Genomic DNA, 23465 nt, shown 5'->3' on the forward strand with positions numbered 1-23465 from the left:
GCACCGCTCGATGACGGGCCCGTCCGCTTGCGTCGATGTGACTCAGTGCCTGGACTGCGCCTGCCCCTCGCCCAGTACGGCCGCGCTGGTGCGGTTGGTGCTCGCGTCCTCGATGCAGCCCCGCAGCCGCATCACGTCGTGCTCGGGCAGCGCCGGCCGGATCACGCCCGTGTAGACGCCGTCCTTCATCCGGCTCAGCGTGGTGTTGTCGTTCTGTGCGGCGGTGGAGCGGCGGCAGGTCTCCCAGAGGTCCTGCGCGGCGAGTTGCAGGGCCGTGTCGCCACCGTCGGCCTTGACCTCGACGCGGAAGACCATGGTCGTGCTCTCCGCGTCGGGCGTGTCCTGGGCCCGGGTCTGGGTCGCGTCGGCCAGTGCCGTCCACAGGACGGGCACCAGGATCAGGCCGGCCACGGCCGCCCCCACGCCGAGCAGGGTGCGGCGGGTGCGGGCGGGCGGCACGGCCTGGCTGCTCTCCAGCGGTGTCCTGCCGGCGCGCGGTCCGAGCGGCGGGGCGGTCAGGGCCGCCAGGCGTCCGGCCAGCCGGCGTTCGGCGCCCGGCCGGGCGGTGGCGCCCGCCAGCTTCTGGATGACCATCGCGATACCGGAGAGCGCCGCGCCGGCCGCCATCAGGACGGGCACGAACACGAACGTGTGCTGGGTGCCGTCCAGTTCCTGCATCTGCGTCGAGTTCATCCAGCGGAACCGGTTCGGATGCGGCGCGCGGCTCTGCTGCAGCCGCTGCCGCACCTCCTCCACCCGGGCGTCGGACTGTTCCATCCGCTGCTCCAGCCGGGAGAACCGGGTCAGCAGCACGACGGTGGCGAGGAACACCTCGACCACGAGCAGCAGGACTCCGGACATCATCGCCCGCTGCCATTCCCAGCGGGTCAGGTACAGCACCATGTAGTAGCCGGCGTAGACGGCGGACAGTCCGCCGAAGACGTAACCGACGATTCTCAGGCTCTTCATGCCGCCGGCTCCTCTCCGTGTGTGGTGGGCAGGATGCTCTCGTCGGGGTGCTCCGCCGTCACGGCGCCGGTGCCGCCGTCGACGGTGAGGGGGGTGCCGCTCGGGAAGCGGTCCACCGCGTTCGGGACGCCGACCGCGGTCGGTACATGGAACTCTCGGGCGAGCACGGCGAGATGGGACAGCGCGCTGCCGGTCTCGGCCACCAGTCCGGCCAGTCCGGGCAGCACCGGGGCCAGCGCCGGGTCGAGGGAGCGGACCACCAGGACCGCGTGCTCGGGACGTTCGCCGCGGCCGTCCCAGGCCGTGCCGGCGCCGAACCCGCCGCCGGCGCCCTGGCCGTCGTCCGAGTTCCGTCGGCCCGGCGGGAGTTCGGCCACGGGCACGCCGTCGGCCAGCCGGAACGCGGCGGGCAGCGGACCCGCGTCCGGGGACCTCGGCTCCCGCCGGACCAGATCGGCCGGCAGCCCTCCGTCCTCCGTCACCTTCACCAGTTCCTCCCAGCGCAGCAGTGCCAGCCGGGACAGTCCCGGGGCGCACTCGCCGGCATCGAGCCTCCCGGCCAGCTCGCGCACCATCTGGGCCTGCATCTCCTGCACCCAGCGGATCCGCAGCCGCAGCCCCTCCCGCACCGGCAGGGCGCCCACGCCGCGCGGCAACGCCGTCCAGCCCGTGTGCCCCGGCAACGGAGCGCGGTCGCCCAGGGTCGGAGGCAGCAGGGCCATCAAAACCGGGTGACGGGCGAGCAGCGCCTCCTCGGTGAGCCCCCGGGAACGGCCCTCGGCCAGTGCGGCCAGCGCCTCACCGGCCCCCGTGGCCCCGGACCCCGCGCCGAGCAGCGCGCCGGCCAGGGACTCCTGGGCGTGCAGGGAGGACAGCACCTCGCGGCCCCACGAGACGGCGTCCAGCAGCTGGCCGCCGAGCAGCTGCCCGGGCTCGGGGATGTCGGCGAGGGCACGGTCGACGTCCGCCATCAGGTCGGCCGCAAGGAGCGGCAGCGCGGACCGCAGCCTGCCGATCCGCCAGGCCGCCCCCGCTCGCCGGGCCCCCGGCGCCGGGTTGATGAAGTCCAGCACGGGGTGCGTGGACGGTACGGCACCCAGGAGCCGCAGATCCGCGGCGACCCGTCCGTCCACCGTGGAGACCACCGGCAGCCTGCGCAGCGTGCGGCGCGGGGCAGCCCCGGCGATGTCCAGGGCCAGGGTGAGACCGTGCGACATCGGCGTCACCCACAGATCCTCCTCCAGGGGCTGGAGCACCCCGGGCAGGGTCTCGGCGACCGGGCCGGGGCCCAGCAGGCGGGCTCCGCGCGCGGGCCGGGCGGCCATCGCGGTGATGGGCCGCGCCTGGAACAGCCACAGCTTTCCGCCGGAGTCGAAGCCGAACTCCATGTCCTGGGGCCCGCCGAAGACCCGCTCGGTCTTCTTGGCCAGCGCCACCAGCCGGGTGATCCGCCGGTGCGTCAGCAGCCGTTGCCCCGCGGGCTCGGCGGGCTCGGTCCGCACCAGTCGGGCGAAACGTGTCAGCTGGTAGCGCACCCCTTGCGTGCTGCCGTCGACGAGCTGGTCCGGACCGCCGCTGACCGCGCTGACCAGGAGCCGGTCGGTACGTCCCGCCACCGGGTCGGCGGTGAACATCACGCCCCCGATGGCCGCGCGCAGCATCGGTTGCACCAGCACCGCCATCCCGTCGTCGGGCGGCGCGTCCGCGGGCGGATGCAGGAGCTGCACGCGTCGGGCGGAGTCCAGCACGGTCTGCACCGCCGTGGTGAACTCCTCCCACCCGCGCACGTCCAGCACGGAGTCGAAACGCCCCGCCATGGAGGAGTCCTCGGTGTCCTCGTGGGCGGACGAGGACCGCACGACGAGCGCCCGCTCGGCATCCCGTGCCCCGGCGAGTTCCCGCCAGGCGGTGCGCACCGCGTCCTCCCCGGCGGGCGCGCCGGGTGCCCGGTCGGCCGGCACCAGCACGAACCCCGGCAGCACCGGCAGGCCCGCCACGGCCGAGCGGGCCAGATTGGCGGCCTTCGCACCCGTGACGGCGGGGTCCTTCGCCCGCTCGGTGTCCAGCGGCACGACGGCGAGGTTTGCCACCAGAAAACCCATGATCTACTCCTTTTGTGCGGACGTGGACAGGTGTGGCGACAGAGGTGTGGAAGCAAGGACGGCGACGACCGGCACCGCGAGCGGCGGGTCAGGCCGCGCGCTGGCCCCATCCGCGCCGGGCCGCGGTGAAGGCGGCCGGGCCGGCCGCGACGGCGACGATGAAGCAGCAGGTCACGAGGGCACTCACGGTCGAACTCCGCTCTGCGTCCGATCGGGGGTGCCGTTCGGCCCGGTTCCCCCACGGGTGTCTTTGCTTGAGTTAGGCAATCATATTGGAGTTACTTGAGTCAAGCAAACAAGTTGGGTGCGTTTCTTCGATATCACCTCACGGGGGCTTGTTCGGGCATTCGGCCGGGATCTAGGGTCGACCTAGAGAAGCAAGCGCTTTCTGCACGTCAGCGTCCCGACGTCGGACGCCCGAGGAGGACCGCATGTCCCCACGCCCAGCTCGCCGCCGCGTCGCCGTGGTCGGCACTGGCGCCATCGTCAGCGGCAGTCATCTGCCCGCTGTCAGAGCCCACTCCGACCGCGTGGAGCTGGTCGCCGCGGTCGACGTGGACCCGGGCAGACTCGACGCCTTCCGGGAGCTGGCGGGGGAGGGCGTCGCCGGGTACACGTCGATGGACGCGATGCTGGACGCGGCACGCCCGGACCTGGTGCTCATCGGCACGCCGCCGTCCCTGCACCGGGAGCAGACGGTGTCGGCGCTGAAGGCGGGCGCCTGGGTGCTGTGCGAGAAGCCGCTGACCCTCTCGCTCGCCGAGTACGACAAGATCGCGGCGGCCGAGGAGGCGTCGGGAGCGTACGCGGCCGTGGTCTTCCAGCACCGCTACGGTTCCGGCGCGGTGCACGCCCGTGAACTGATCGCCAGCGGTGAGCTGGGTGCTCCGAGGGTCGCGCACTGCCAGACCACCTGGCACCGTGACGCCGCCTACTACGCCGTGCCGTGGCGCGGGAAGTGGGTCACCGAGGGCGGCGGGCCGACGATGGGGCACGGCATCCACCAGTACGACCTGCTGCTGCACCTGCTCGGCCCGTGGACGGAGATCCGGGCCATGGCGGCGCGGCTGGTCCACGACACCGAGAGCGAGGACGTGTCCACGGCCCTGGTCAGGTTCGAGAACGGCGCCCTCGCCACCGTCGTCAACAGCGTGCTCTCCCCGGACGAGGTCAGCCGCATCCGCATCGACTGCGCGGACGCGACGGTCGAGCTCACCCACCTGTACGGGCACCGCAACGAGGACTGGGTCTACACCCCCGCCCCGCACGTCCCCTCCGAGCGTGCCGCCGCCTGGAACACCCCCACCGCGGACGTGCCCAGCTCCCACACCGCCCAGCTCGGCACCCTCCTCGACGCCCACGACAACGGTGTCAGGCCCCCGAACAGCGGCACCGAAGCCCGCGCGACCCTCGAATTCGCCGCAGCGCTCTACAAGGCCGCGTTCACCGGCAGCCCCGTGCACGCGGGCGAGATCGGCGCCGGCGACCCGTTCTACCCGGCCATGCACGGCGACCACCCCCACTGGGCCCCCAAGGAGCGCGCATGAGCATCCGCGTCACCCACGTCCACGGCGAGCACATCGCGGTCGAGGCGGCGGACGGCACGGAGATCCTCCGCTACGTCTACCGCCCCGATCCCGAGGCCTTCGAGTCCCGCAAGCCCTACGCCCACCCGGTACGCACCCTCGCCGGACGCACGGTGACCGGCTACCGCCCGAACGACCACCGCTGGCACAAGGGCCTGCAGATGACGGCCAGCCATCTGTCCGGCCAGAACTTCTGGGGCGGCAACTGCTACGTCCACGGCCAGGGCTACCTGCCCCTGCCCGAGCGCATCGGCTCGATGCGCCACGACGGCTTCCCCGCGTTCACGGTCGAGGACGGCCGGCTCGCCTTCACCGAAGAGCTCACCTGGGTGGAGAACGGCGGCGCCCGGTGGGCGCGCGAGGAGCGCGGTCTGGCCGTCCACTCGGTCGACGAGGAGGCCGGTGCCTGGGCCCTCGACTGGTCGATCCGGCTCACCAACCTCCGCGACGCGCCCCTCGCCTTCGGCTCCCCGACCACCGCCGGCCGCGAGATGGCCGGCTACACCGGCCTGCAGTGGCGCGGCCCGCGCGACTTCACCGGCGGCACCGTCTTCGCCCCGGACACCGACGCCGACGCGGACAAGCTCATGGGCACCCAGAGCCCCTGGCTCGCCTTCACCACCCAGCACGACGAGGTCGACGCGCACTCCACGCTCGTCTTCGCGCACGCCCCCGAGAACCTGGACGAGAAGACGGCCGTCCACCCCTCGCACTGGTTCGTGCGCTCCGAGCCGTTTCCGACGGTCGCGTTCTCCTGGGCGTTCTTCGAGGAGTTCGAGCTGCCGCCCGGCGAGTCGTTCGCGTACCGCTACCGGGTCGTCGTCGCGGACGGCGCCTGGGACGGTGATCGCGTCGGCACGTACCTGGAGGGGCTGCCGTGGTGAGCGAGCCCAAGCCCGTCCTTCCGCACCCCCTGCCCGGCGCCGTCGGCCTGTCCCATCTGAGCGCGTACGACTGGGAAGCCGCCGACGGAGTGTGCGGCGGGAGCCCGCATCTGCACCTGGTGTGCACGGAGGCGTACGTCGTCACCGGTGGCCGGGGCGCGGTGCAGACCCTCAGCCCCGACGGCTTCCGGGACATCCCGCTGGAGCCGGGATCGGTCGCCTGGTTCACGCCGGGCACCGTGCACCGGATGGTGCAGGGCGGTGATCTGCGGATCACCGTGCTGATGCAGAACAGCGGCCTGCCGGAGGCCGGGGACGCGGTCTTCACCTTCCCGCCCGAGATCCTCGCGGACCCCGACTCCTACGCGGCGGCGGCCGCGCTCCCGACCGGCACAGGACCTCGGACGGCCACGGCAGCGCGCCGCCGCAGAGACCTCGCCGTCGAGGGCTACCTCGTGCTGCGCGAGGCGCTCGTCGCCGGCGACAACGGCCCGTACCTGGAGTTCCAGCGCGCCGCCGCCCGGCTGGTGCGCGCCAAGGTGCCGGCCTGGCGCGAGCTGTGGCGGGCCGGTGCGCTGGCCACCGCCGAACGCACCGGCGCCCAGCTGGACGCGCTGGCGGACGGCGAGCCGGCGTATCTCCGCGAGGCCACCGCGCACGAGGCCGCGCCCACCCGGCTCGGCGGCTTCGGGATGTGCGGCAGACGGGACGAGTACGCACTGCCGGGGACGACGCTGCCCTACCAGGGCGAGTAACGGGGGGCCGAGGGGGGCCGTCGAAGAAAGTCCGAGGAAGGGATGAGGTGACCTCGGCATGCCCGGACACAGGACAAAGGGGTTCTGCGCGTCGGCCGCCGCACTCGTGCTCTGCGCGGTGCTGGCCGGCTGCGGGGGATCCGGGGAATCGGTCGGTGGCGGCAAGGTCGTGCTGCGCTACACGTGGTGGGGCAATCCCGACCGCGCGGAGCGCACCGAGCGGGCCGTCGCCCTGTTCGAGAAACGGCATCCGAACACCAGGGTGCAGACATCGTTCTCCGGCTACGACGCCTACAAACAGAAGCTCGCCGTCCAGGCCACGGGCGGCGACGCACCCGACGTGATGCAGCTCGACTACCGCCAGATCGACCAGTACGCGTCCGGCGGTGTCCTGCTCGACCTGGCGCGGCAGAAGGCCGTACTGCACACCTCGGAGATCGACCAGGGTCTGCTCGCCACCGGCCGGGTGGACGGTACCCAGTACGCGATCCCGCAGGGCCGCGGCACCGAGACCGTCGTCTACGACGCCAAGGCGTGGCGAGACGCCGGGGTGCCGCTCCCACGCCAGGGGTGGACCTGGGACGACTGGGCCGACGCCGTGCGCGCGCTGGCGAAGAAGACCGGGAAACCGGGTGCCACCGACCCCGGCCAGAGCGAGGACGCCTTCGAGGTCTGGCTGCGCGGGCAGGGCAAGTCCCTCTACACGAAGGCCGGAGGGCTCGGCTTCACCGCCGACGATCTGACCGAGTGGTGGACCTTCACCGACAGGCTCCGGCGCGAGGGCGCCGTCTCGCCCGCCGAGCAGACCACCCAGCTCGACGGATCCGTCGAGAACACCCCGCTCGGCCGCGGCGAGGCGACCGCCGACACCAACTGGGATGCCCCGTCGAGCGGTTACCTCGCTCTCGTCCCGACCGGCATCGCCCTGGCACCCATGCCGTCCGGCGCGGACGGCACGCCCGGCCAGTACTTCAAGCCGTCCATGTTCCTCGGTGTCTCCGCCAACACCGGCCACGCGAAAGAGGCGGCCCAGCTCGTCGACTTCCTCCTCAACGACGGGGACGCGGCGAAGATCCTCGGCGCGACCCGGGGCATCCCTGTCAACGAGACCATTCGCAAGGTGACCGCGCCCCAGCTCAAGGACTTCGACAAGACGGTCGCCGACTTCCAGTCGTCCCTCGAAGGCACCCTCAAGGACCCCCCGCAGGCCCCGCCCTCCGGCGACAACGCCCTGCAGACCACCTTCCAGCGCGACTACGACCAGGTGTCGTACGAGCGCATGTCGCCCCGCGAGGCGGCCGAGAACTACGTCACCGAGGCGAAGGCGGAGCTGAGGTCATGACCACCACCGACATCCCCGCGTCCACCGCACGCCCGAAGCGGCCCGCCACCGCCCAAAAGCGCCGCCCCAAGCGCGAACGGGAGGGCGCAGCCTGGGTGTTCCTGTCCCCGTGGGTCCTCGGAGCGAGCGTCCTCACGCTGCTGCCGATGGTCGTCTCGCTGTATCTGTCCTTCACCGACTACAACCTCTTCGACCCACCGCACTGGGTCGGCCTGCGCAACTACACGCAGATGTTCACCGAGGACCCGCGCTACTGGCGTTCGGTCATGACGACCCTGATGTACGTCGTCATAGCCGTACCCCTTCAACTCGCGCTCGCCCTGGTCGTCGCGCTCGCCCTGAAACCCATGAAGCGCGGCAAGGGCTTCTACCGCTCCGCGTTCTACGCCCCCTCACTGCTCGGCGCGTCCATGTCCATCGCCCTCGTCTGGCGGGCGGTCTTCAACGACGGCGGCACGGTGGACAACCTGCTCGGCACCGGCGGCTGGGTGAACAAGCCCGGCTGGGCGCTGCTGGCCGTGGCGCTGCTGACGGTCTGGCAGTTCGGCGCACCGATGGTCATCTTCCTCGCCGGACTCCAGCAGATACCCGCCGAGCTGTACGAGGCGGCGGCCGTGGACGGGGCGGGAAAGTGGCGGCAGTTCCTGTCCGTCACCGTGCCGATGCTGTCCCCGGTGCTCTTCTTCAACCTCGTTCTGCAGACCATCCAGGCCTTCCAGGTCTTCACGCCCGCCTTCGCGGTCAGCGCCGGCAAGGGCGGCCCCGCCGACTCGACGCTCGTCTACACGATGTACCTCTACGACCGGGGCTTCGTCGCCTCCCACATGGGCTATGCCTCCGCCATGGCCTGGGTGCTGCTGCTCGTCATCGGTGCCGTCACGGCGGTGCTGTTCCGTACGTCGCGCTCCTGGGTCTTCTACGCGTCCGAGGGGGACCGATGACCGTCGTATCAACTGCCGCCTCCCGCAAGCCCGTTCGCCGGGGCCGTATCGCCCTGCACCTCGGCTGCCTGGCCGCCCTGCTGGTGATGCTCTACCCGCTGGCCTGGCTGCTCGCCACGTCGCTCAAGCCCGCCGACGAGGTGATCGCCAGCCTCGACCTGCTGCCCAGGCACCTGGAGTGGTCGAACTACAAGACCGCCATGGACGGTGTGAACGACGTGTCGATCTGGCGGCTTCTCTCCAACTCGCTGCTGATCGCGGGCGGTGCGGTCCTCGGCAACGTGATCAGCTGCTCGCTCGCCGCCTACGCCTTCGCCCGGCTGCGCTTCCGCTTCCGCGGCCCGCTGTTCGCCTTCATGATCGCGACGATCATGCTGCCGCACCACGCGGTACTGATCCCGCAGTACATCATCTTCAACCAGCTCGGCCTGGTGAACACCTACTGGCCGCTGATCCTGCCGAAGTTCCTCGCCACGGAAGCCTTCTTCGTCTTCCTCATCGTGCAGTTCATGCGTGGCCTTCCGCGCGAGCTGGAGGAGGCGGCCCGCATCGACGGCTGCGGCCCCTTCCGCAGCTTCTTCCGGATCGTGCTGCCCCTCACCAGGCCCGCGCTGATCACGACGGCGATCTTCACCTTCATCTGGACCTGGAACGACTTCTTCACCCAGCTCATCTACCTCTTCGACCCGGACAAGTTCACGCTCACGCTCGCCCTGCGGTCCTTCGTGGACGCCTCCAGCCAGTCGTCGTTCGGCCCGATGTTCGCGATGTCGGTGATCGCGCTGCTGCCGATCGTGCTCTTCTTCCTCGCCTTCCAGCGCTTCCTGGTGGAGGGCATGGCCGGCTCCGGACTGAAGGGGTGAGCGGGATGCCGACGCGTGAACCGGGAGAGGTCTTCGGACCCCGGATGACCCTGTTCGCCGACGTGCTGAGCGTCGGCCTCGCCACGGCGGTGGCGTGTCTGCCCCTGGTGACCGCCCCGGCCGCACTGTCGAGCGCGAGCGCTGTGCTGCGGGGTGCGGGGGAGGGGCAACCCGCCACCGCCGGGCGGTATTTCGCGGTTCTACGGCGACGGCTTCGGGTCGGTGACCTGGCGGCCGGGGGCGTCGCTCTCGCGGGTGCGCTGCTGCTTGCCGCGGACCTCGCGCTGGCCGGGGCGGGACTGCCGGGGGCCGGACTGTTCGCGGTGGTGGCCGCCGCGATCGGCGCGTGTGCACTGGTGGTGGGTCTCAGGGCGTGTGCTCGGCCCGAGTCGCTCACCGACTGGCCTGCCGCCCTGCGCGGGGCCGCGCGGAACGCCGTAGCGGATCCGGGCGGTTCTGCCCTGGTGCTGCTCGCGGTGGCGACGGCCGTCCTCGGCGCCTGGATGATGCTGCCGCTCGCGTTCCTGGCGCCGGGCCCGCTGGCGTTGGCGCTCACCGCCGTCGACGTCCGTTTGGCCGGTATATCCGAGAGTTGAGGGGCCATTAGGGGACTTGCGGTGTGAAGAGGTACTTGCGGTGTCAATCATCTTGTCATGAACCTGCGACCCGACGGACGGGTCGCAGTCTCATGGAGGTGTGGGATGCACCGCAGACTCGCCACCGGAATGGCCGCCTCGACTCTGGCCCTGATCACCGTCGTCGGCACCGCCGCAGCCGCCGACGCCGCCCCCGCCGACGAGCCCCAGGTCCTCGCGAGCTGGACGCAGACGAGCGCGTCGAGCTACAACTCCTGGGCCGCCGCCCGCGCGAACCGGTCCGCATGGAACGCGTACGTGTTCGACTGGACGACCGACTACTGCTCCTCCTCGCCGGACAACCCGTTCGGCTTCCCCTTCCGGATGTCCTGCGCCCGCCACGACTTCGGCTACCGCAACTACAAGGCCGCGGGCGCCTTCAGCGTCAACAAGTCCCGCCTGGACAGCGCCTTCCACGAGGACCTCAAGCGGGTGTGCGCGAAGTACACGGGCGGCACCAAGACCGCCTGCAACAGCACGGCGTGGACGTACTACCAGGCCGTGAAAGCCTTCGGCTGAGCGGCCATCACCGGTCGGGGGCGCGCCCAGCCGCCCCCGACCGGACGGTTCAGTCCGCCGCCCGGAACGAGCGCAGCCGCAGCGAGTTGCCGACGACGAACACCGAGGAGAAGGCCATGGCGGCCCCGGCGAGCATCGGGTTGAGCAGGCCGGCCGCGGCGAGCGGCAGGGCGGCCACGTTGTAGGCGAAGGCCCAGAACAGGTTGGTGCGGATCGTGCCGAGGGTGCGGCGGGCGAGCCGGATGGCGTCGGCCGCTGCGCGCAGGTCACCGCGCACGAGGGTCAGGTCGCCGGCCTCGATCGCGGCGTCCGTGCCCGTGCCCATCGCCAGCCCCAGGTCGGCCTGGGCGAGGGCGGCCGCGTCGTTGACGCCGTCGCCGACCATCGCGACCGAACGGCCCTCGCGCTGAAGGCGCTTGACGACGTCGACCTTGTCCTCGGGCAGCACCTCGGCGACGACGTCCTCGGGCGCGATGCCCACCTCTCGGGCGACGGACTCGGCGACGGCCCGGTTGTCGCCGGTCAGCAGGATCGGGGAAAGGCCGAGTGCGCGCAGCCGGGTGATCGCCTCGGCGCTGGTCGCCTTCACCGCGTCCGCGACCTCCAGGACCGCCCGTGCCTCGCCGTCCCAGGCGACCACGACGGCCGTACGCCCGGCCGCCTCGGCGTCCGCCTTGGCCCGCGCCAGCTCCTCCGGCAGTTCCATGGCCCAGTCGGCGAGCAGCCGTTCGCGGCCGACGAGGACCGCGTCACCGTCGACGACGCCCTGCACCCCGAGACCGGGCACGTTCGCGAAGTCCTCGGGCGCGGGCAGCGACCCCAGCTTCTCCAGTGCTCCCTCGGCCACGGCGCGGGCGATCGGGTGCTCGGAGGAGTGCTCCAACGCCCCCGCCAGCCGCAGGACTTCGGCCTCCTCGGTGCCGTCGGCCGGGTGCAGGGCCGTCAGGGCCATCCGGCCGGTGGTGACGGTGCCCGTCTTGTCGAGGACCACGGTGTCGACCTTGCGCGTCGACTCCAGGACCTCGGGGCCCTTGATGAGGATCCCGAGCTGCGCGCCACGCCCGGTGCCGACCAGCAGCGCGGTCGGCGTGGCCAGCCCGAGGGCGCACGGGCAGGCAATGATCAGTACGGCGACGGCGGCGGTGAAGGCCGCCGTCGGACCCGAGCCGTTGCCGAGCCAGAACCCGAGCGTGCCCAGCGCGAGCGCGATCACGATCGGCACGAAGACCCCGGAGATCCGGTCGGCGAGCCGCTGCGCCGCGGCCTTGCCGTTCTGCGCGTCCTCGACCAGCTTCGCCATCCGGGCCAGCCGGGTGTCGGCGCCGACGCGGGTCGCCTCGACGACGAGCCGGCCGCCCGCGTTGACCGTCGCCCCGGTGACCGGGTCGCCGACGCCCACCTCCACGGGCACGGACTCGCCGGTCAGCATCGAGGCGTCGACGGCGGAGGAGCCCTCGACGACGGTGCCGTCGGTGGCGATCTTCTCGCCGGGGCGGACCAGGAAGCGGTCGCCGACCTTCAACTCCGCGAGGGGCAGGGTGCGTTCGTCGCCGTCGGGCCGCAGGACGGTGACGTCCTTCGCGCCCAGTTCCAGCAGCGCCCTCAGTGCCGCGCCCGCCTTGCGCTTGGAGCGGGCCTCGAAGTACCGCCCGGCCAGGATGAAGGCGGTGACACCGGCGGCGGCTTCCAGGTAGAGGTTCCCGGCCCCGTCGCCGCGGGTGATGGTCAGCTCGAACGGGTGGGTCATGCCGGGGGTGCCCGCGGTCCCGAAGAACAGTGCCCACAGCGACCAGCCGAACGCGGCCGCCGTACCGACCGAGATCAGTGTGTCCATCGTGGCCGCGCCGTGCCGGGCGTTGGTGAACGCCGCCCTGTGGAAGGGCCATCCGGCGTACGTCACCACGGGCGCCGCGAGGGTGAGTGACAGCCACTGCCAGTACTCGAACTGGAGGGCGGGGATCATGGCCATCGCGACGACGGGCCCGGCCAGCACCACGGCGGTGACCAACCGCTCGCGCAGCGGCCGGAGTTCGTCGTCCGCCGCCATGTCGTCGTGCCGCGGCTCGGGCGGTTCGGGTTCCTGCGCCGTGTACCCGGTCTTCTCGACGGTGGCTATCAGGTCCCGCACCGAGACGTCACCGCTGTGGCTGACCCGGGCCTTCTCGGTGGCGTAGTTGACGGTGGCCGTGACGCCGTCCATCCGGTTGAGCTTCTTCTCGATGCGCGCCGCGCACGAGGCACAGGTCATGCCGCCGATGACGAGTTCCGTCTCGGCGTCGGGGCCGGTCGTGGTGGTGGTCATCGCTGCTCCTGAGGTCGTCCCAGCCGTGTACCGCGGTCGACACGGATACGGGGTGGGGGTATCTTGCGTCTCAGGTTCTGTATACCCCCACTGGGTATCCGAAGCAAGTCTTCCGAGGGCTTGACCTGATACCCCCCAGGGGTATGGTGAGTCGTATGGAAGGCCTCGCATCGAAGCCCGGGGCCCCGCCTCCCAGGAGCCGAACATGCACGCTGGACTGAAGATCACCACGTTCGCCGCCGCGCTGGCCGCGACCTTCGGCACCGCCTACGGCGTGGGCAAGGGTCTCGACCCCCTGGTCGAGGACAGCGCGCCCCCGCGTCACGAGAGCCACCGCGAGGCGTCGTCGACCTCCTCACCGGACGGAGGGGGCGGCCATGCGGAGCAGGGGGCGGAGCCGTCCGGCGGGCTGCAGATCTCCGAGAAGGGCTACACCCTCGACCTCCAGACCCCGCGGGTGGCCGCGGGGCGCGCTGCCGACCTGCGCTTCGTCATCCGCGACGACAGTGGCCGTGCGGTCACCGCCTACCAGCGGGAACACGACAAGGAACTCCACCTCATCGTGGCCTCCCGCGACCTGGTCACCTACCGCCACCTGCACCCCAGCCGTGCCACGGACGGCACCTGGAGCATCCCCGTCGACCTGCCCCGCGCGGGCGGTTACCGCGTCTTCGCCGACTTCACCCCGGCGAAGAAGGACGCCGAGAACCTCACCCTCGGCGCGGATCTGGCGGCTTCGGGCCCCTATGAGCCGCAGCGCATGCCGGCGCCGAGCGACACCGCCCGGATCGACGGCTACGAGGTCGAGCTGGACGGCTCCCTGCGCCCGGGCGCGGCAGACGACCTGACCCTGAACGTGTCCCGGAACGGCAAGCCGGTCACCGACCTCCAGCCCTACCTCGGTGCGTACGGCCATCTGGTCGCCCTGCGCGCCGGCGACCTCGCCTACCTCCATGTCCACCCGAACGGCGAGCCCGGCGACGGCACGACCGAGCCCGGCCCGGCCGTCTCGTTCACGGCCACGGCTCCGAGCGGCGGCACCTACCGGCTCTTCCTCGACTTCAAGCACGACGGGGAGGTCCACACCGCCGCGTTCACGGTCCGGGCGGGGGCGGCAGCCGGCGACGAGCCCTCCGGTGCACCCGCGTCTCCGGGTGCCCACGAGGCCTCGGGCGGCCACGGGCACTGAGGGTGCCTCGGTGGGCTCCCTCAGCCGAGGGCCCGGTCGAGGTTGAACGCGGCGCTGATCAGGGCGAGATGGGTGAAGGCCTGGGGGAAGTTGCCCTGTTGCTCGCCGGTGTGGCTGATCTCCTCGGCGTACAGGCCCAGATGGTTGGCGTACGTGAGCATCTTCTCGAAGGCGAGCCGCGCCTCGTCGATCCGCCCGGCGTGGACCATGGCCTCGACGTACCAGAACGAGCAGATGGAGAACGTGCCCTCGTCGCCGCGCAGTCCGTCGGGGCTCGCCTGTGGGTCGTAGCGGTAGACCAGCGAGTCGGACACCAGGTCGTGGGTGAGTGCGTCCAGTGTGGACAGCCACTTGGGGTCGGTCGGCGCGATGAACTTCGTCAACGGCATCATCAGGACGGCCGCGTCGAGCACGTCGCCGTCCTCGTGCTGTACGAAGGCCTGGCGGGCCTCGGACCAGCCCCGCTTCATGATCCGCCGGTAGATCGTGTCGCGGGACTCCCGCCAGCGGGACAGGTCTGCGGGCAGGCCGCGCCGGTTGGCCATGCGGATCGCCCGCTCGATCGCCACCCAGCACATCAGCCGCGAGTACAGGAAGTTCTTGCGTCCGCCGCGCGTCTCCCAGATGCCTTCGTCGGGCTGGTCCCAGTGCTCGCACACCCAGTCCACCAGGGCGCACACGTCGTCCCACTGGCCGCTGGAGATCGGCTTGGCCCACTTGTCGTAGAGGTAGATCGAGTCGATCAGTGCGCCGTAGATGTCGAGTTGGAGCTGCTCGGCCGCTCCGTTGCCGATGCGTACCGGCGCGGAGCCCTGGTGTCCCTCCAGGTGGGCGAGTTCACGCTCGGGCAGGTCGGTGCGGCCGTCGATGCCGTACATGATCTGCAGGGGGCCCGACGGCTTGCCGTCGCCCGGAGTGATGTGCCGGGTCACGAACTTCATGAACGCCTCGGCCTCGCCGGTGAAGCCCAGTCGCAGCAACGCGTACACGCAGAAGGCGGCGTCGCGTACCCACACGTACCGGTAGTCCCAGTTGCGCTCGCCGCCGAGCTGCTCGGGCAGACTCGTCGTCGGGGCGGCCACGATCGCGCCGGTCGGGGCGTACGTCAGCAGCTTCAGTGTGAGGGCCGAGCGGTGCACCCTCTCCCGCCAGCGGCCCCGGTACTTGGAGGCGGACAGCCAGCGCCGCCAGTACGCGACCGTGGTGGTGAACTGCTCCTCGGCCTCCGTCCGCGCGCACCGGCGTGGTGCCACCTCGCCGCCCACCTGGTCCAGCGCGAACACCGCCGACTCGCCCTCGGCGAGCTTGAAGTCGGCCCGCGCGTCCTGGCCGTCGGTCTCCAGCGGCACGGTCGCGGTCAGCCCGAGGGACAGTTCGGCGGACTCGAAGACCGCGACGTCGCCCTCCATGCGCACGGTGTGCGGCCGGCCGCCGTAGTCGAACCGCGGTGCCACGCGCGTGCTGAACGGGAGGGAGCCGCGCACGCACAGAACCCGCCGGATCAGCCGGTGACGTTCGGTCTCCACCGAGTCGTCGCCGACCGGCATGAAGTCCTGCACCTCGCCGACGCCGTCCTCGGTGAAGAACCGGGTGATCAGGACGTTGGTGTCGGGGAAGTAGAACTGCTTGGTGCGGGCCGGCACGCTCGCCGCCAGCTCGAAGCAGCCGCCCTTCTCCGCGTCCAGGACCGAGGCGAAGACGCTCGGGGCGTCGAAGGAGGGGCAGCAGTACCAGTCGATCGTGCCGTTGGTGCCTACCAAGGCCACGCTGCGCAGGTCGCCGATCAGACCGTGCTCGGCGATCGGCAGATAACGCGCGGTCCCGGACACGTGCTGTGGATCGTCCATCGCAGCCTCCATGTGCCGACACGCACCTCAGCCTCAGGCTCAGCTTAGGGGGCTCGGACGGCGCGGCGCCGAGGGAAGGAGACATGTGATTTGCCTAAAGGTGTTAGGTAAATACACAATGCTTTCAGGTAAATGAAGGGTGGCTGATGGCGCGCGCAGGACTGACCACGGAACGCCTGGTGCGGGCGGGAGCCGAGTTGGCCGACGAGGTCGGCTTCGACCAGGTGACCGTCTCGGCGCTCGCCAGGCGGTTCGACGTCAAGGTCGCGAGTCTGTACTCGCACGTGAAGAACTCCCAGGACCTCAGGACCGGGATCGCCCTGCTCGCCCTGGAGGAACTCGCCGACCGGGGCGCCGCCGCCCTGGCCGGCCGGGCCGGCAAGGACGCCCTCACCGCCTTCGCCAACGTCTACCGCGACTACGCCCGGGAGCACCCCGGCCGGTATGCCGCGGCCCAGCTGAGGCTCTCTCCGGAGGCGGCGGCCGCCAGTGCCGGGGGCAGACACGCACAGATGACGCGGGCGATCCTGCGCGGCTATGACCTGACGGAGCCGGACCGGACACATGCGGTCCGGCTGCTGGGCAGCGTCTTCCACGGCTACGTCAGCCTGGAGCTGGGAGGAGGGTTCAGCCACAGCGCCCCCGACTCGCAGGAGACCTGGTCGAGAGTCATGGACGCCCTCGACGCGCTGTTGCGGAACTGGCCGGCGCCGTCCACGTAGTCCGCTCGGTTCGCACAGTCCATCCGGTTCCGGCACATTGATCAACAGGTTGAGGCAATGCACACCAAGGACAACTGGACCACCACGCCCATCACCATGGACCTCCTGCGCGGAGCCCTCGACCTGGAGCGCACCGAGCACGGTGTGCTGCCGCACCGGGTGCCCGCCCGGGCCCGCGCCCAGTGCGCCGACGGGCAACTGGCCATGGCCGAGTCCCAGCCCTCCGGCGTTCGGCTGGCCTTCCGCACCCGGGCGACCGCCGTCGAACTGGACACGCTGCCCACCAAGCGGTTCTACGTGGGTGCACCGCCGCGCCCGGACGGCGTGTACGAGCTGCTCGTCGACGGTCGCCCGACGGGCCGTGGCAGTGTGACGGACGGCCACACCCTGACCATCGACATGACCACCGGGAGTGTCGAGCACCGGCCCGGGCGGCCCGGCACCCTCCGCTTCACCGACCTCCCCGACGGGCTCAAGGACGTCGAGATCTGGCTGCCGCACAACGAGACCACCGAACTCGTCGCCCTGCGCACCGACGCCCCCGTCGAGCCCGCCCCGGACCCTGGCCGCAGGGTGTGGCTGCACCACGGCAGCTCGATCAGCCACGGCTCCGACGCCGCCGGGCCCACCGGTATCTGGCCGGTCCTTGCCGCCTCCCTCGGCGGCGTGGAACTGATCAACCTGGGTCTGGGCGGCAGCGCCCTGCTCGACCCGTTCACCGCCCGCACCCTGCGGGACACGCCCGCCGACCTGATCAGCGTCAAGATCGGAATCAACCTGGTCAACGCCGACGTGATGCGCCTGCGCGCCTTCACCCCCGCCGTCCACGGCTTCCTCGACACCGTCCGCGAAGGGCACCCCACCACTGAGCTGCTGGTCGTCTCGCCCATCCTGTGCCCGATCCACGAGGACACGCCGGGCCCCACCGCCCCGGACCTCACCAACCTCGGCACCGGGCAACTGCGGTTCGTGGCCATGGGCGATCCGGCGGAGCGCGCGAGCGGGAAACTGACCCTGGGCGTCATACGGGACGAGCTGGCCCGGATCGTGACGCAGCGAACGGCCGAGGACCCGCACCTGCACTACCTCGACGGCCGCGACCTCTACGGCGAGGCGGACTCCGCCGAGCTTCCGCTGCCCGACAACCTCCACCCGGACGCCGCCACCCACCGCCACCTCGGCGAACGCTTCGCCGAGCTGGCCTTCGCGAGCGACGGGCCCTTCGCGGAACCCGGCGGCAACTGAAGCGCTTCGGCGGCCGTAGGGCCTGTTCCAAGAGCCTCAGACCGCGACGACCCGCAGCCCCGCCTCCTCGAACCGTCGTACCGTGTCCGGCCCGGCCGCCGTGTCCGTGACCAGCGTGTCCACGGACTCCGCCGCGCAGATCCGGGCGAAGGCCCGCTGTCCCAGCTTGCTGGAGTCCGCGGCGACGACCACACGCTCGGCGCGTTCGCAGAGCAGCCGGTTGATCGCCGCCTCCGCCTCGTCGTGCGCGGCGGCACCGTGCGTGACGTCGAAGGCGACGACGCCGAGGACCGCCACGTCGAGCGTGATCTGGCTCAGCACACCGTCCGCGAGCGGTCCGACGAGCTCGTACGACTGCGGGCGCGCGACCCCGCCGGTCAGCACGATCTTGAACTGGGGGCGCACGGCCAGCTCGTTGGCGATGTTGAGCGCGTTGGTGACCACGGTCAGCGCGGGCGAACCGGACGCCAGGTCACCGCGCACGGCCAAGGCCCGTGCGACCTCGGTCGTGGTCGTCCCGCCGGTGAGCCCGACCGCCTCGCCAGGGGCGACGAGGTCCGCCACCGCCTTCGCGATGCGCTGTTTCTCGGAGGCGTGGCGGGCCGTCTTGTAGCGCAGCGGCAGCTCGTACGACACCCCGTGCACGACCGCGCCGCCCCGCGTGCGCACGAGCATCTGCTGCTCGGCCAGCTGGTCGAAGTCGCGCCGAATGGTCGCGGACGAGACCGCCAGCTCGGCGGCCGCCTCCTCGACGTCCAACCGGCCGCGCTCGACCAGCAGTTCCAGCAGCGCCTTCCACCGGGCGTCGCGCGACATCCGGGCCCTCCGTTCCTCGATCTCCCGGCGACCCTAGCGCACCCCCACCTCCGTCCGGATGCTTGATTGTGCTCGAAACCTGGCTATATTTTGCACGAACAATCAAAATGGAGGGTGCGGCATGAGCCATGTCGAGGACGAGCTGAACAGTCAGCCCGAGTGCTGGACACGCGCGGCGGCCCGGGCGCCGGAGCACGGCGGGGCGCTGCCGGCGCCGGGGGAGCGCGTCGCGATCGTCGGCTGCGGCACCTCGTACTTCATGGCTCAGGCTGTGGCGGCGCTGCGCGAGGGATCGGGCCAGGGCGAGACGGACGCCTTCGCCGCCTCCGAGTTCCCGCACGGCCGCTCGTACGACCGGGTCGTCGCCCTCACCCGCTCCGGCACCACCACCGAAGTGCTGGAGCTGCTGGGTGAGTTGCGGGGGCGCACGCGCACGACCGCCATCACCGCCGACCCCGCCACCCCCGTCATGGACGCCGCCGAGGACCTCGTCGTCCTCGACTTCGCGGACGAACGGTCGGTCGTGCAGACCCGGTTCGCCACCACCGCGCTGACCCTGCTCCGCACCCACCTCGGCCTGCACACCGACGCAGTCGTCGCCGACGCCCGCACCGCGCTCCGCTCGGACCTGCCCCAAGGGCTCGTGGACTGTGTCCAGTTCACCTTCCTCGGCCGCGGCTGGACCGTCGGGCTGGCCAGCGAGGCCGGGCTGAAGATGCGCGAGGCGTCCCTCGCCTGGACCGAGGCCTACCCGGCGATGGAGTACCGGCACGGCCCCATCAGCATCACCACCCACGGCACCGCCACCTGGATGCTCGGCGAGGCACCGGACGGCCTGCCCGAACAGGTGCGGGAAACCGGCGGGTTGTGGGTCGCGGGCGGCCTCGACCCGCTCGCCGAGCTGGTCCGCGTCCAGCGGCTCGCCGTCGCCGTCGCCGCGGCCCGCGGCCTGGACCCCGACCGGCCGCGCCACCTCACCCGCTCGGTGATCCTCGCCCCCTGACCCTGCCGGAAGGATCAGCCGTGCCCCTCGTCACCACCGGCGAGCTCGTCACCCGCGCCGCCGCCACGCACTCCGCCGTCGCCTCCTTCAACATCATCACGCTGGAACACGTCGAGGCGGTCATCGCCGGTGCGGAGTACGTGAGTTCGCCCGTCGTCCTCCAGGTCAGCGAGAACGCCGTCAAGTTCCGCCACGGACGGCTGCTCCCGCTCGCCCGCGCCGCCCTCGCCGCCGCCGAACAGGCCGCCGTACCCGTCGCATTGCACCTGGACCACGTGCGGAGCGACAGTCTGCTGCGCCAGGCACCCGAGGCCGGATTCAGCTCCGTCATGTACGACGCGGCCCGACTGCCGTACGAGGAGAACCTCGCCGCGACCAGAGCCGCCGCCGACTGGGCGCACGCCCAAGGGCTTTGGATCGAGGCCGAGTTGGGCCGGATAGGCGGCAAGAACGGCGAGTCGCCGTTGGACGCCCACGCCCCCGGAGCCCGCACCGACCCCGCCGAGGCCCGCGCGTTCGTCGCGGACTCCGGCGTCGACGCCCTCGCCGTGGCCATCGGCAGCTCCCACGCCATGACCACCCGCACCGCCACCCTCGACCACACCCTCCTCAGTCGCCTGACCGGCACACTGGACGTACCCCTCGTGCTGCACGGCTCGTCCGGAGTACCGGACGACGAGCTGGCCAGGGCCGTCGCGGGCGGCATCACCAAGGTCAACGTCGGCACCGCCCTCAACATCGCCATGACCGGCGCGATCCGCGAGTTCCTGGCGGCCCGTCCCGAGGCCGTCGACTCACGGGCGTACCTGAGCGTGGGCAGGGAGGCGATGGTGCGGGCGGTGGCGGGGATCATCCGGGCGCTCGGCTCGGATCCCGTGACGCCCTGAGGGGCCAGGGCCGGACGTCCCCGTGCCTCGGCGGCTCAGAGCGTTCCAGAAGCCGTCCTGACCGTCGTCATCATGCCTGCGGCGCGCGCAGTTCGAACTGGCCTACTGGCGTACCCAGGTGTGGGACACGTATCGCGGCCTGCGGGAGTCGCAGCGTTGGACCGTGGCCGGTGCCCGCTTCGTGGCTCTGATGGGCACGAGCTGCGGTCTGTGGCAGTCCGAGCGCGTTCCCGCAGACATCGCGGCACTCGCCGCCGAGGCGGTCGTCGACCACCGCGTCCGCTGGCGGCTGCACCACCTGCGGCCCGATCCCGACGAGGTGTCCGAGCTGGCGGACGGCATGCTCCGCGACGAGGCCGGACCCTGGCGGCCCCGAACGGTTTCCGCTCTGCGCCCGGACGCGACGGCCCGGTCCCTCGCCACGGGCATGGCCCTCATCCGACGGGCCGCCGTCGCCCCGTCCCGCTGGTGCGACGACGTTCCGGGACACCACCAGGAGGCCACGAACCCGGCACGGTCCGTGCCGGCGGAGGCCCTGGCCTCGGACACGGCGCGACTGCTCGGTGACATCGCTCTGGCGCGGAGCCGTTCCGTCAGCGCGGTGACGGCCGATCCGAGCCTTCCGGCTCCCTGGGTGAGCCTGGCGCTCGCCCTGCGCAGTACCGACGCCGGATCCGAGTCCGAGGCGCGGTGCGCGGCGCGGGCCCTGTCGCACCGCCCCGAACTGGTTCGGGCGGTGTGTGCGGCGGTCCGGGCCCGTGCGGAAACCGCCCCCGACCCCGTTGCCCTGGCTGCTCGGATCGACCCGCCCCACGCCGGGGTCGACCCGCCGCCGGTCTATCGTCCCTGAGCCGCACGGCACGGGTGCCGTGCGCGAACTCGCCCCGCTGACACGGACATTGCCGGGGGCGGCTACCTTTTGACCGCCTTCAGCACCACGAACTTCGGGTCACTGGCGACCAGTTCACTGTTGCCGAACAACCGCCGCAGCTTCAGGTGATACCCGAGATGACGGTTGCCGATCACCCACAGCTCGCCGCCCTGCCGGAGCGCGCGCCGCGCCCCGGTGAACATCCGCCACGCGGTGGTGTCCGTCGTCGCCTGGTGCGAGTGGAACGGCGGATTGTTCAGCACCAGGTCCACGCTGCCGGCCGGCACCCCCGCCAGCCCGTCCCCGACCCGGAACTCGGCATGCCCCGGCACGCCGTTCGCCTTGAAGGTCGCCTCCGCCGAGGCCACCGCCTGGAACGACTCGTCCACGAACAGCACCTCGGCCTCGGGATCGGCCAGCGCCATCGCCGTACCGACGACACCATTGCCGCACCCCAGGTCCACGACCCGCTGCCCACCGCTGCTGCCCGGCAGATGCTGCAGGAAGAACCGGGTGCCGATGTCGAGGCGGTCGGCGCAGAAGACACCCGCGTGGTTGACGACCGTACGGCCCGAGACGGGACCGAGGCCGTCCGGGAGCTCGTAGCTGTACGGCCACGGATTGGCGGCCCGTTCCGGCGATGGCACCGGCTTTGGCGTGCAGAAGATCAGCCGGGCCTTCTTCTCCGCGAGCGACGTGCGGGTCGGACCGAGGATCCGCTCGAACAACTGCAGCGTCGAGGTGTGGATCTCCTTCACCATGCCGGTGCCGACGACGACCGTGCCCTCGTGCACCGCGGGCGCCAGCCGCTGCAGCTGGTCCTCCAGCAGCGCCAGGCTCCTCGGCACCCGCACCAGCAGGACGTCGACGCGCCCGGGAGGCGGATCCTGTGTGGTGAGCAGTTGCACGGCACCGGGCTCGACGCCGGCCCGCGCCAGGTTAGCCCGGGTCGCCTCCTGGGCCAGGTACGAGTCGGTGATCTGCACCGGCCGGTGCGCCGCGAGCGCCGTGACCAGCGCGCCCCAGCGGTCACCCACCACCACGACCGTGCCGAACAGCGGGACGTCCTGGTCCGCGAGATGCCTGAGGAGGTACTCGTCGGAGGCGTCCCAGGCACGCAGCCTCTCGCGCGGGTCCTCGGGGAAGCGGGTCGGCGCGAGCTCGCCCCACGGAGTCGTCATACGGTCGTTCATCGTGCGTCCAGGCTAGCCGAGCCGCAGCTCAGGGCTGTCGGGCAGGATGGAACCATGGATGCCGAGCTGTTCCCGAGGGCCCGCACGCAGGTCGCGCCGGGCGCGGTGCACGTGCCGGACTGGCTGGACGCGGCCCGGCAGCGCGAGCTGCTCGAGGCCTGCCGGGAGTGGGCCCGCCCGCCGGCCGGCCTCAGGACGGTCCGCACGCCCGGCGGCGGCACGATGACCGCCCGCCAGGTCTGTCTGGGCCTGCACTGGGCTCCCGTACGGAGGTGCCCGAACTGCGGTCGAGCAGTACGGGACAATCCCGAGTGCCCGGGCCGGCACTGGTATCCGTACGCCTACGCCCGCACGGTCGTCGACGGGGACGACGCACCGGTGAAGCCGTTCCCGGCCTGGCTGGGGGAGCTGGGCCTGCGCGCGGCGAGGGACGCCCTGGGCGCCGAATCGGCTCCGTACGACATCGCACTGATCAACTTCTACGACGGCGACGCCCGCATGGGCATGCACCGCGACAGCGACGAGAAATCCGACGCGCCGGTGGTGTCCCTGAGCCTCGGCGACACGTGCGTCTTCCGCTTCGGCAACCCCGAGACCCGGACCCGGCCGTACACGGACGTCGAGTTGCGCAGCGGCGACCTGTTCGTGTTCGGCGGGCCGTCCCGGCTCGCGTACCACGGCGTGCCCCGGGTCCACGCGGGCACCGCACCGCCGGAGTTGGGTCTGGCCGGGCGGTTGAACATCACGCTTCGGGTGAGTGGTCTGTAGACCGCCCGGCCTGCGGATCATGGGAG

21 protein-coding genes are annotated in these 23465 nt (G+C 71.7%); 15 read left to right on the plus strand and 6 right to left on the minus strand.

The features are described 5' to 3' along the window. Window positions 1-42: 42 nt before the first annotated feature. On the minus strand, window positions 43-969 hold the full coding sequence (locus ADK57_RS10160; RefSeq protein ID WP_234390099.1) for a hypothetical protein: 927 nt from the start codon (window positions 967-969) through the stop codon (window positions 43-45). After that, entirely contained in the window at window positions 966-3071 is a 2106-nt protein-coding gene (locus ADK57_RS10165) for a PEP/pyruvate-binding domain-containing protein (protein ID WP_053749049.1), read from the minus strand. The genes ADK57_RS10160 and ADK57_RS10165 overlap by 4 nt, the downstream gene beginning before the upstream one ends. A 431-nt stretch (window positions 3072-3502) precedes the next feature. Here ADK57_RS10165 and ADK57_RS10170 point away from each other — a divergent pair, with 431 nt between their 5' ends. The 8 genes from ADK57_RS10170 to ADK57_RS10205 all read left to right on the plus strand — a co-directional run bounded on the left by ADK57_RS10170 (window position 3503) and on the right by ADK57_RS10205 (window position 10596). Further along, window positions 3503-4618 (plus strand): Gfo/Idh/MocA family protein, encoded by a 1116-nt coding sequence (locus ADK57_RS10170; protein WP_053749050.1) that lies wholly within the window; start codon window positions 3503-3505, stop codon window positions 4616-4618. Continuing rightward, window positions 4615-5541 (plus strand): PmoA family protein, encoded by a 927-nt coding sequence (locus ADK57_RS10175; protein ID WP_053749051.1) that lies wholly within the window; start codon window positions 4615-4617, stop codon window positions 5539-5541. The genes ADK57_RS10170 and ADK57_RS10175 overlap by 4 nt, the downstream gene beginning before the upstream one ends. Then, window positions 5535-6296: a cupin domain-containing protein gene (locus ADK57_RS10180; RefSeq protein WP_053749052.1), complete on the plus strand. Its 762-nt coding sequence runs from the start codon at window positions 5535-5537 to the stop codon at window positions 6294-6296. Before ADK57_RS10175 ends, ADK57_RS10180 begins: the two co-directional genes overlap by 7 nt. Before the next feature lie 58 nt (window positions 6297-6354). Next, entirely contained in the window at window positions 6355-7638 is a 1284-nt protein-coding gene (locus ADK57_RS10185) for an ABC transporter substrate-binding protein (protein WP_053749053.1), read from the plus strand. Beyond that, entirely contained in the window at window positions 7635-8579 is a 945-nt protein-coding gene (locus ADK57_RS10190; RefSeq protein WP_053749054.1) for a carbohydrate ABC transporter permease, read from the plus strand. The genes ADK57_RS10185 and ADK57_RS10190 overlap by 4 nt, the downstream gene beginning before the upstream one ends. After that, window positions 8576-9442: a carbohydrate ABC transporter permease gene (locus ADK57_RS10195; protein ID WP_053749055.1), complete on the plus strand. Its 867-nt coding sequence runs from the start codon at window positions 8576-8578 to the stop codon at window positions 9440-9442. The genes ADK57_RS10190 and ADK57_RS10195 overlap by 4 nt, the downstream gene beginning before the upstream one ends. 5 nt (window positions 9443-9447) lie before the next feature. Continuing rightward, window positions 9448-10038, plus strand: a complete 591-nt coding sequence (locus tag ADK57_RS10200; protein WP_053749056.1) for a hypothetical protein — start codon at window positions 9448-9450, stop codon at window positions 10036-10038. 105 nt (window positions 10039-10143) lie between these two features. After that, window positions 10144-10596: a phospholipase gene (locus ADK57_RS10205; RefSeq protein ID WP_053749057.1), complete on the plus strand. Its 453-nt coding sequence runs from the start codon at window positions 10144-10146 to the stop codon at window positions 10594-10596. Window positions 10597-10645: 49 nt separating this feature from the next. Here ADK57_RS10205 and ADK57_RS10210 read toward each other — a convergent pair whose 3' ends face one another. Further along, window positions 10646-12898: a heavy metal translocating P-type ATPase gene (locus ADK57_RS10210; protein ID WP_053749058.1), complete on the minus strand. Its 2253-nt coding sequence runs from the start codon at window positions 12896-12898 to the stop codon at window positions 10646-10648. 205 nt (window positions 12899-13103) lie between these two features. Between ADK57_RS10210 and ADK57_RS10215 the strand changes: the two genes are divergently transcribed. After that, entirely contained in the window at window positions 13104-14087 is a 984-nt protein-coding gene (locus tag ADK57_RS10215) for a hypothetical protein (protein WP_053749059.1), read from the plus strand. 20 nt (window positions 14088-14107) lie between these two features. On the opposite strand, the gene ADK57_RS10220 is transcribed toward ADK57_RS10215, so the two are convergent. Further along, a complete protein-coding gene (locus tag ADK57_RS10220) occupies window positions 14108-15934 on the minus strand; it encodes a glycoside hydrolase family 15 protein (protein WP_053749060.1) in 1827 nt (608 codons plus the stop codon). Between the two features lie 146 nt (window positions 15935-16080). Here ADK57_RS10220 and ADK57_RS10225 point away from each other — a divergent pair, with 146 nt between their 5' ends. Together ADK57_RS10225 and ADK57_RS10230 are read left to right on the plus strand one after the other, a co-directional pair. Beyond that, complete coding sequence (locus ADK57_RS10225; protein WP_053749061.1) at window positions 16081-16656, plus strand: TetR/AcrR family transcriptional regulator; 576 nt, start codon at window positions 16081-16083, stop codon at window positions 16654-16656. Between the two features lie 57 nt (window positions 16657-16713). Continuing rightward, a complete protein-coding gene (locus ADK57_RS10230; protein WP_053749062.1) occupies window positions 16714-17901 on the plus strand; it encodes a GDSL-type esterase/lipase family protein in 1188 nt (395 codons plus the stop codon). A gap of 36 nt (window positions 17902-17937) precedes the next feature. Here ADK57_RS10230 and ADK57_RS10235 read toward each other — a convergent pair whose 3' ends face one another. Then, entirely contained in the window at window positions 17938-18717 is a 780-nt protein-coding gene (locus ADK57_RS10235) for a DeoR/GlpR family DNA-binding transcription regulator (protein WP_053749063.1), read from the minus strand. A 121-nt stretch (window positions 18718-18838) separates the two neighbouring features. Between ADK57_RS10235 and ADK57_RS10240 the strand changes: the two genes are divergently transcribed. From ADK57_RS10240 to ADK57_RS10250, 3 genes are all read left to right on the plus strand, one after another. Then, window positions 18839-19720 (plus strand): SIS domain-containing protein, encoded by an 882-nt coding sequence (locus ADK57_RS10240; RefSeq protein WP_053749064.1) that lies wholly within the window; start codon window positions 18839-18841, stop codon window positions 19718-19720. Window positions 19721-19740: 20 nt separating this feature from the next. Further along, window positions 19741-20607, plus strand: coding sequence for a class II fructose-bisphosphate aldolase (locus ADK57_RS10245; RefSeq protein WP_053749065.1), 867 nt, complete (start codon window positions 19741-19743; stop codon window positions 20605-20607). A 118-nt stretch (window positions 20608-20725) separates the two neighbouring features. After that, a complete protein-coding gene (locus ADK57_RS10250) occupies window positions 20726-21457 on the plus strand; it encodes a hypothetical protein (RefSeq protein ID WP_053749066.1) in 732 nt (243 codons plus the stop codon). A gap of 62 nt (window positions 21458-21519) precedes the next feature. Here the strand turns inward: ADK57_RS10250 and ADK57_RS10255 are convergent, their stop codons facing one another. Then, entirely contained in the window at window positions 21520-22659 is a 1140-nt protein-coding gene (locus ADK57_RS10255; RefSeq protein ID WP_053749067.1) for a methyltransferase, read from the minus strand. A gap of 66 nt (window positions 22660-22725) precedes the next feature. Here ADK57_RS10255 and ADK57_RS10260 point away from each other — a divergent pair, with 66 nt between their 5' ends. Continuing rightward, entirely contained in the window at window positions 22726-23439 is a 714-nt protein-coding gene (locus ADK57_RS10260; RefSeq protein WP_053749068.1) for an alpha-ketoglutarate-dependent dioxygenase AlkB family protein, read from the plus strand. Window positions 23440-23465: the final 26 nt, after the last annotated feature.

Origin of the sequence: Streptomyces sp. MMG1533, from assembly GCF_001279775.1 — a bacterium.
In the GTDB taxonomy this organism is placed as follows: Bacteria; Actinomycetota; Actinomycetes; order Streptomycetales; family Streptomycetaceae; genus Streptomyces.

Bases quoted from the DNA above. Each gene is read 5' to 3' on its own strand.
- ADK57_RS10160 (WP_234390099.1), bottom strand. From the start codon at position 969: ATGAAGAGCCTGAGAATCGTCGGTTACGTCTTCGGCGGACTGTCCGCC.
- ADK57_RS10165 (WP_053749049.1), bottom strand. From the start codon at position 3,071: ATGGGTTTTCTGGTGGCAAACCTCGCCGTCGTGCCGCTGGACACCGAG.
- ADK57_RS10170 (WP_053749050.1), top strand. From the start codon at position 3,503: ATGTCCCCACGCCCAGCTCGCCGCCGCGTCGCCGTGGTCGGCACTGGC.
- ADK57_RS10175 (WP_053749051.1), top strand. From the start codon at position 4,615: ATGAGCATCCGCGTCACCCACGTCCACGGCGAGCACATCGCGGTCGAG.
- ADK57_RS10185 (WP_053749053.1), top strand. From the start codon at position 6,355: ATGCCCGGACACAGGACAAAGGGGTTCTGCGCGTCGGCCGCCGCACTC.
- ADK57_RS10190 (WP_053749054.1), top strand. From the start codon at position 7,635: ATGACCACCACCGACATCCCCGCGTCCACCGCACGCCCGAAGCGGCCC.
- ADK57_RS10195 (WP_053749055.1), top strand. From the start codon at position 8,576: ATGACCGTCGTATCAACTGCCGCCTCCCGCAAGCCCGTTCGCCGGGGC.
- ADK57_RS10200 (WP_053749056.1), top strand. From the start codon at position 9,448: ATGCCGACGCGTGAACCGGGAGAGGTCTTCGGACCCCGGATGACCCTG.
- ADK57_RS10205 (WP_053749057.1), top strand. From the start codon at position 10,144: ATGCACCGCAGACTCGCCACCGGAATGGCCGCCTCGACTCTGGCCCTG.
- ADK57_RS10210 (WP_053749058.1), bottom strand. From the start codon at position 12,898: ATGACCACCACCACGACCGGCCCCGACGCCGAGACGGAACTCGTCATC.
- ADK57_RS10215 (WP_053749059.1), top strand. From the start codon at position 13,104: ATGCACGCTGGACTGAAGATCACCACGTTCGCCGCCGCGCTGGCCGCG.
- ADK57_RS10220 (WP_053749060.1), bottom strand. From the start codon at position 15,934: ATGGACGATCCACAGCACGTGTCCGGGACCGCGCGTTATCTGCCGATC.
- ADK57_RS10225 (WP_053749061.1), top strand. From the start codon at position 16,081: ATGGCGCGCGCAGGACTGACCACGGAACGCCTGGTGCGGGCGGGAGCC.
- ADK57_RS10230 (WP_053749062.1), top strand. From the start codon at position 16,714: ATGCACACCAAGGACAACTGGACCACCACGCCCATCACCATGGACCTC.
- ADK57_RS10235 (WP_053749063.1), bottom strand. From the start codon at position 18,717: ATGTCGCGCGACGCCCGGTGGAAGGCGCTGCTGGAACTGCTGGTCGAG.
- ADK57_RS10240 (WP_053749064.1), top strand. From the start codon at position 18,839: ATGAGCCATGTCGAGGACGAGCTGAACAGTCAGCCCGAGTGCTGGACA.
- ADK57_RS10255 (WP_053749067.1), bottom strand. From the start codon at position 22,659: ATGACGACTCCGTGGGGCGAGCTCGCGCCGACCCGCTTCCCCGAGGAC.
- ADK57_RS10260 (WP_053749068.1), top strand. From the start codon at position 22,726: ATGGATGCCGAGCTGTTCCCGAGGGCCCGCACGCAGGTCGCGCCGGGC.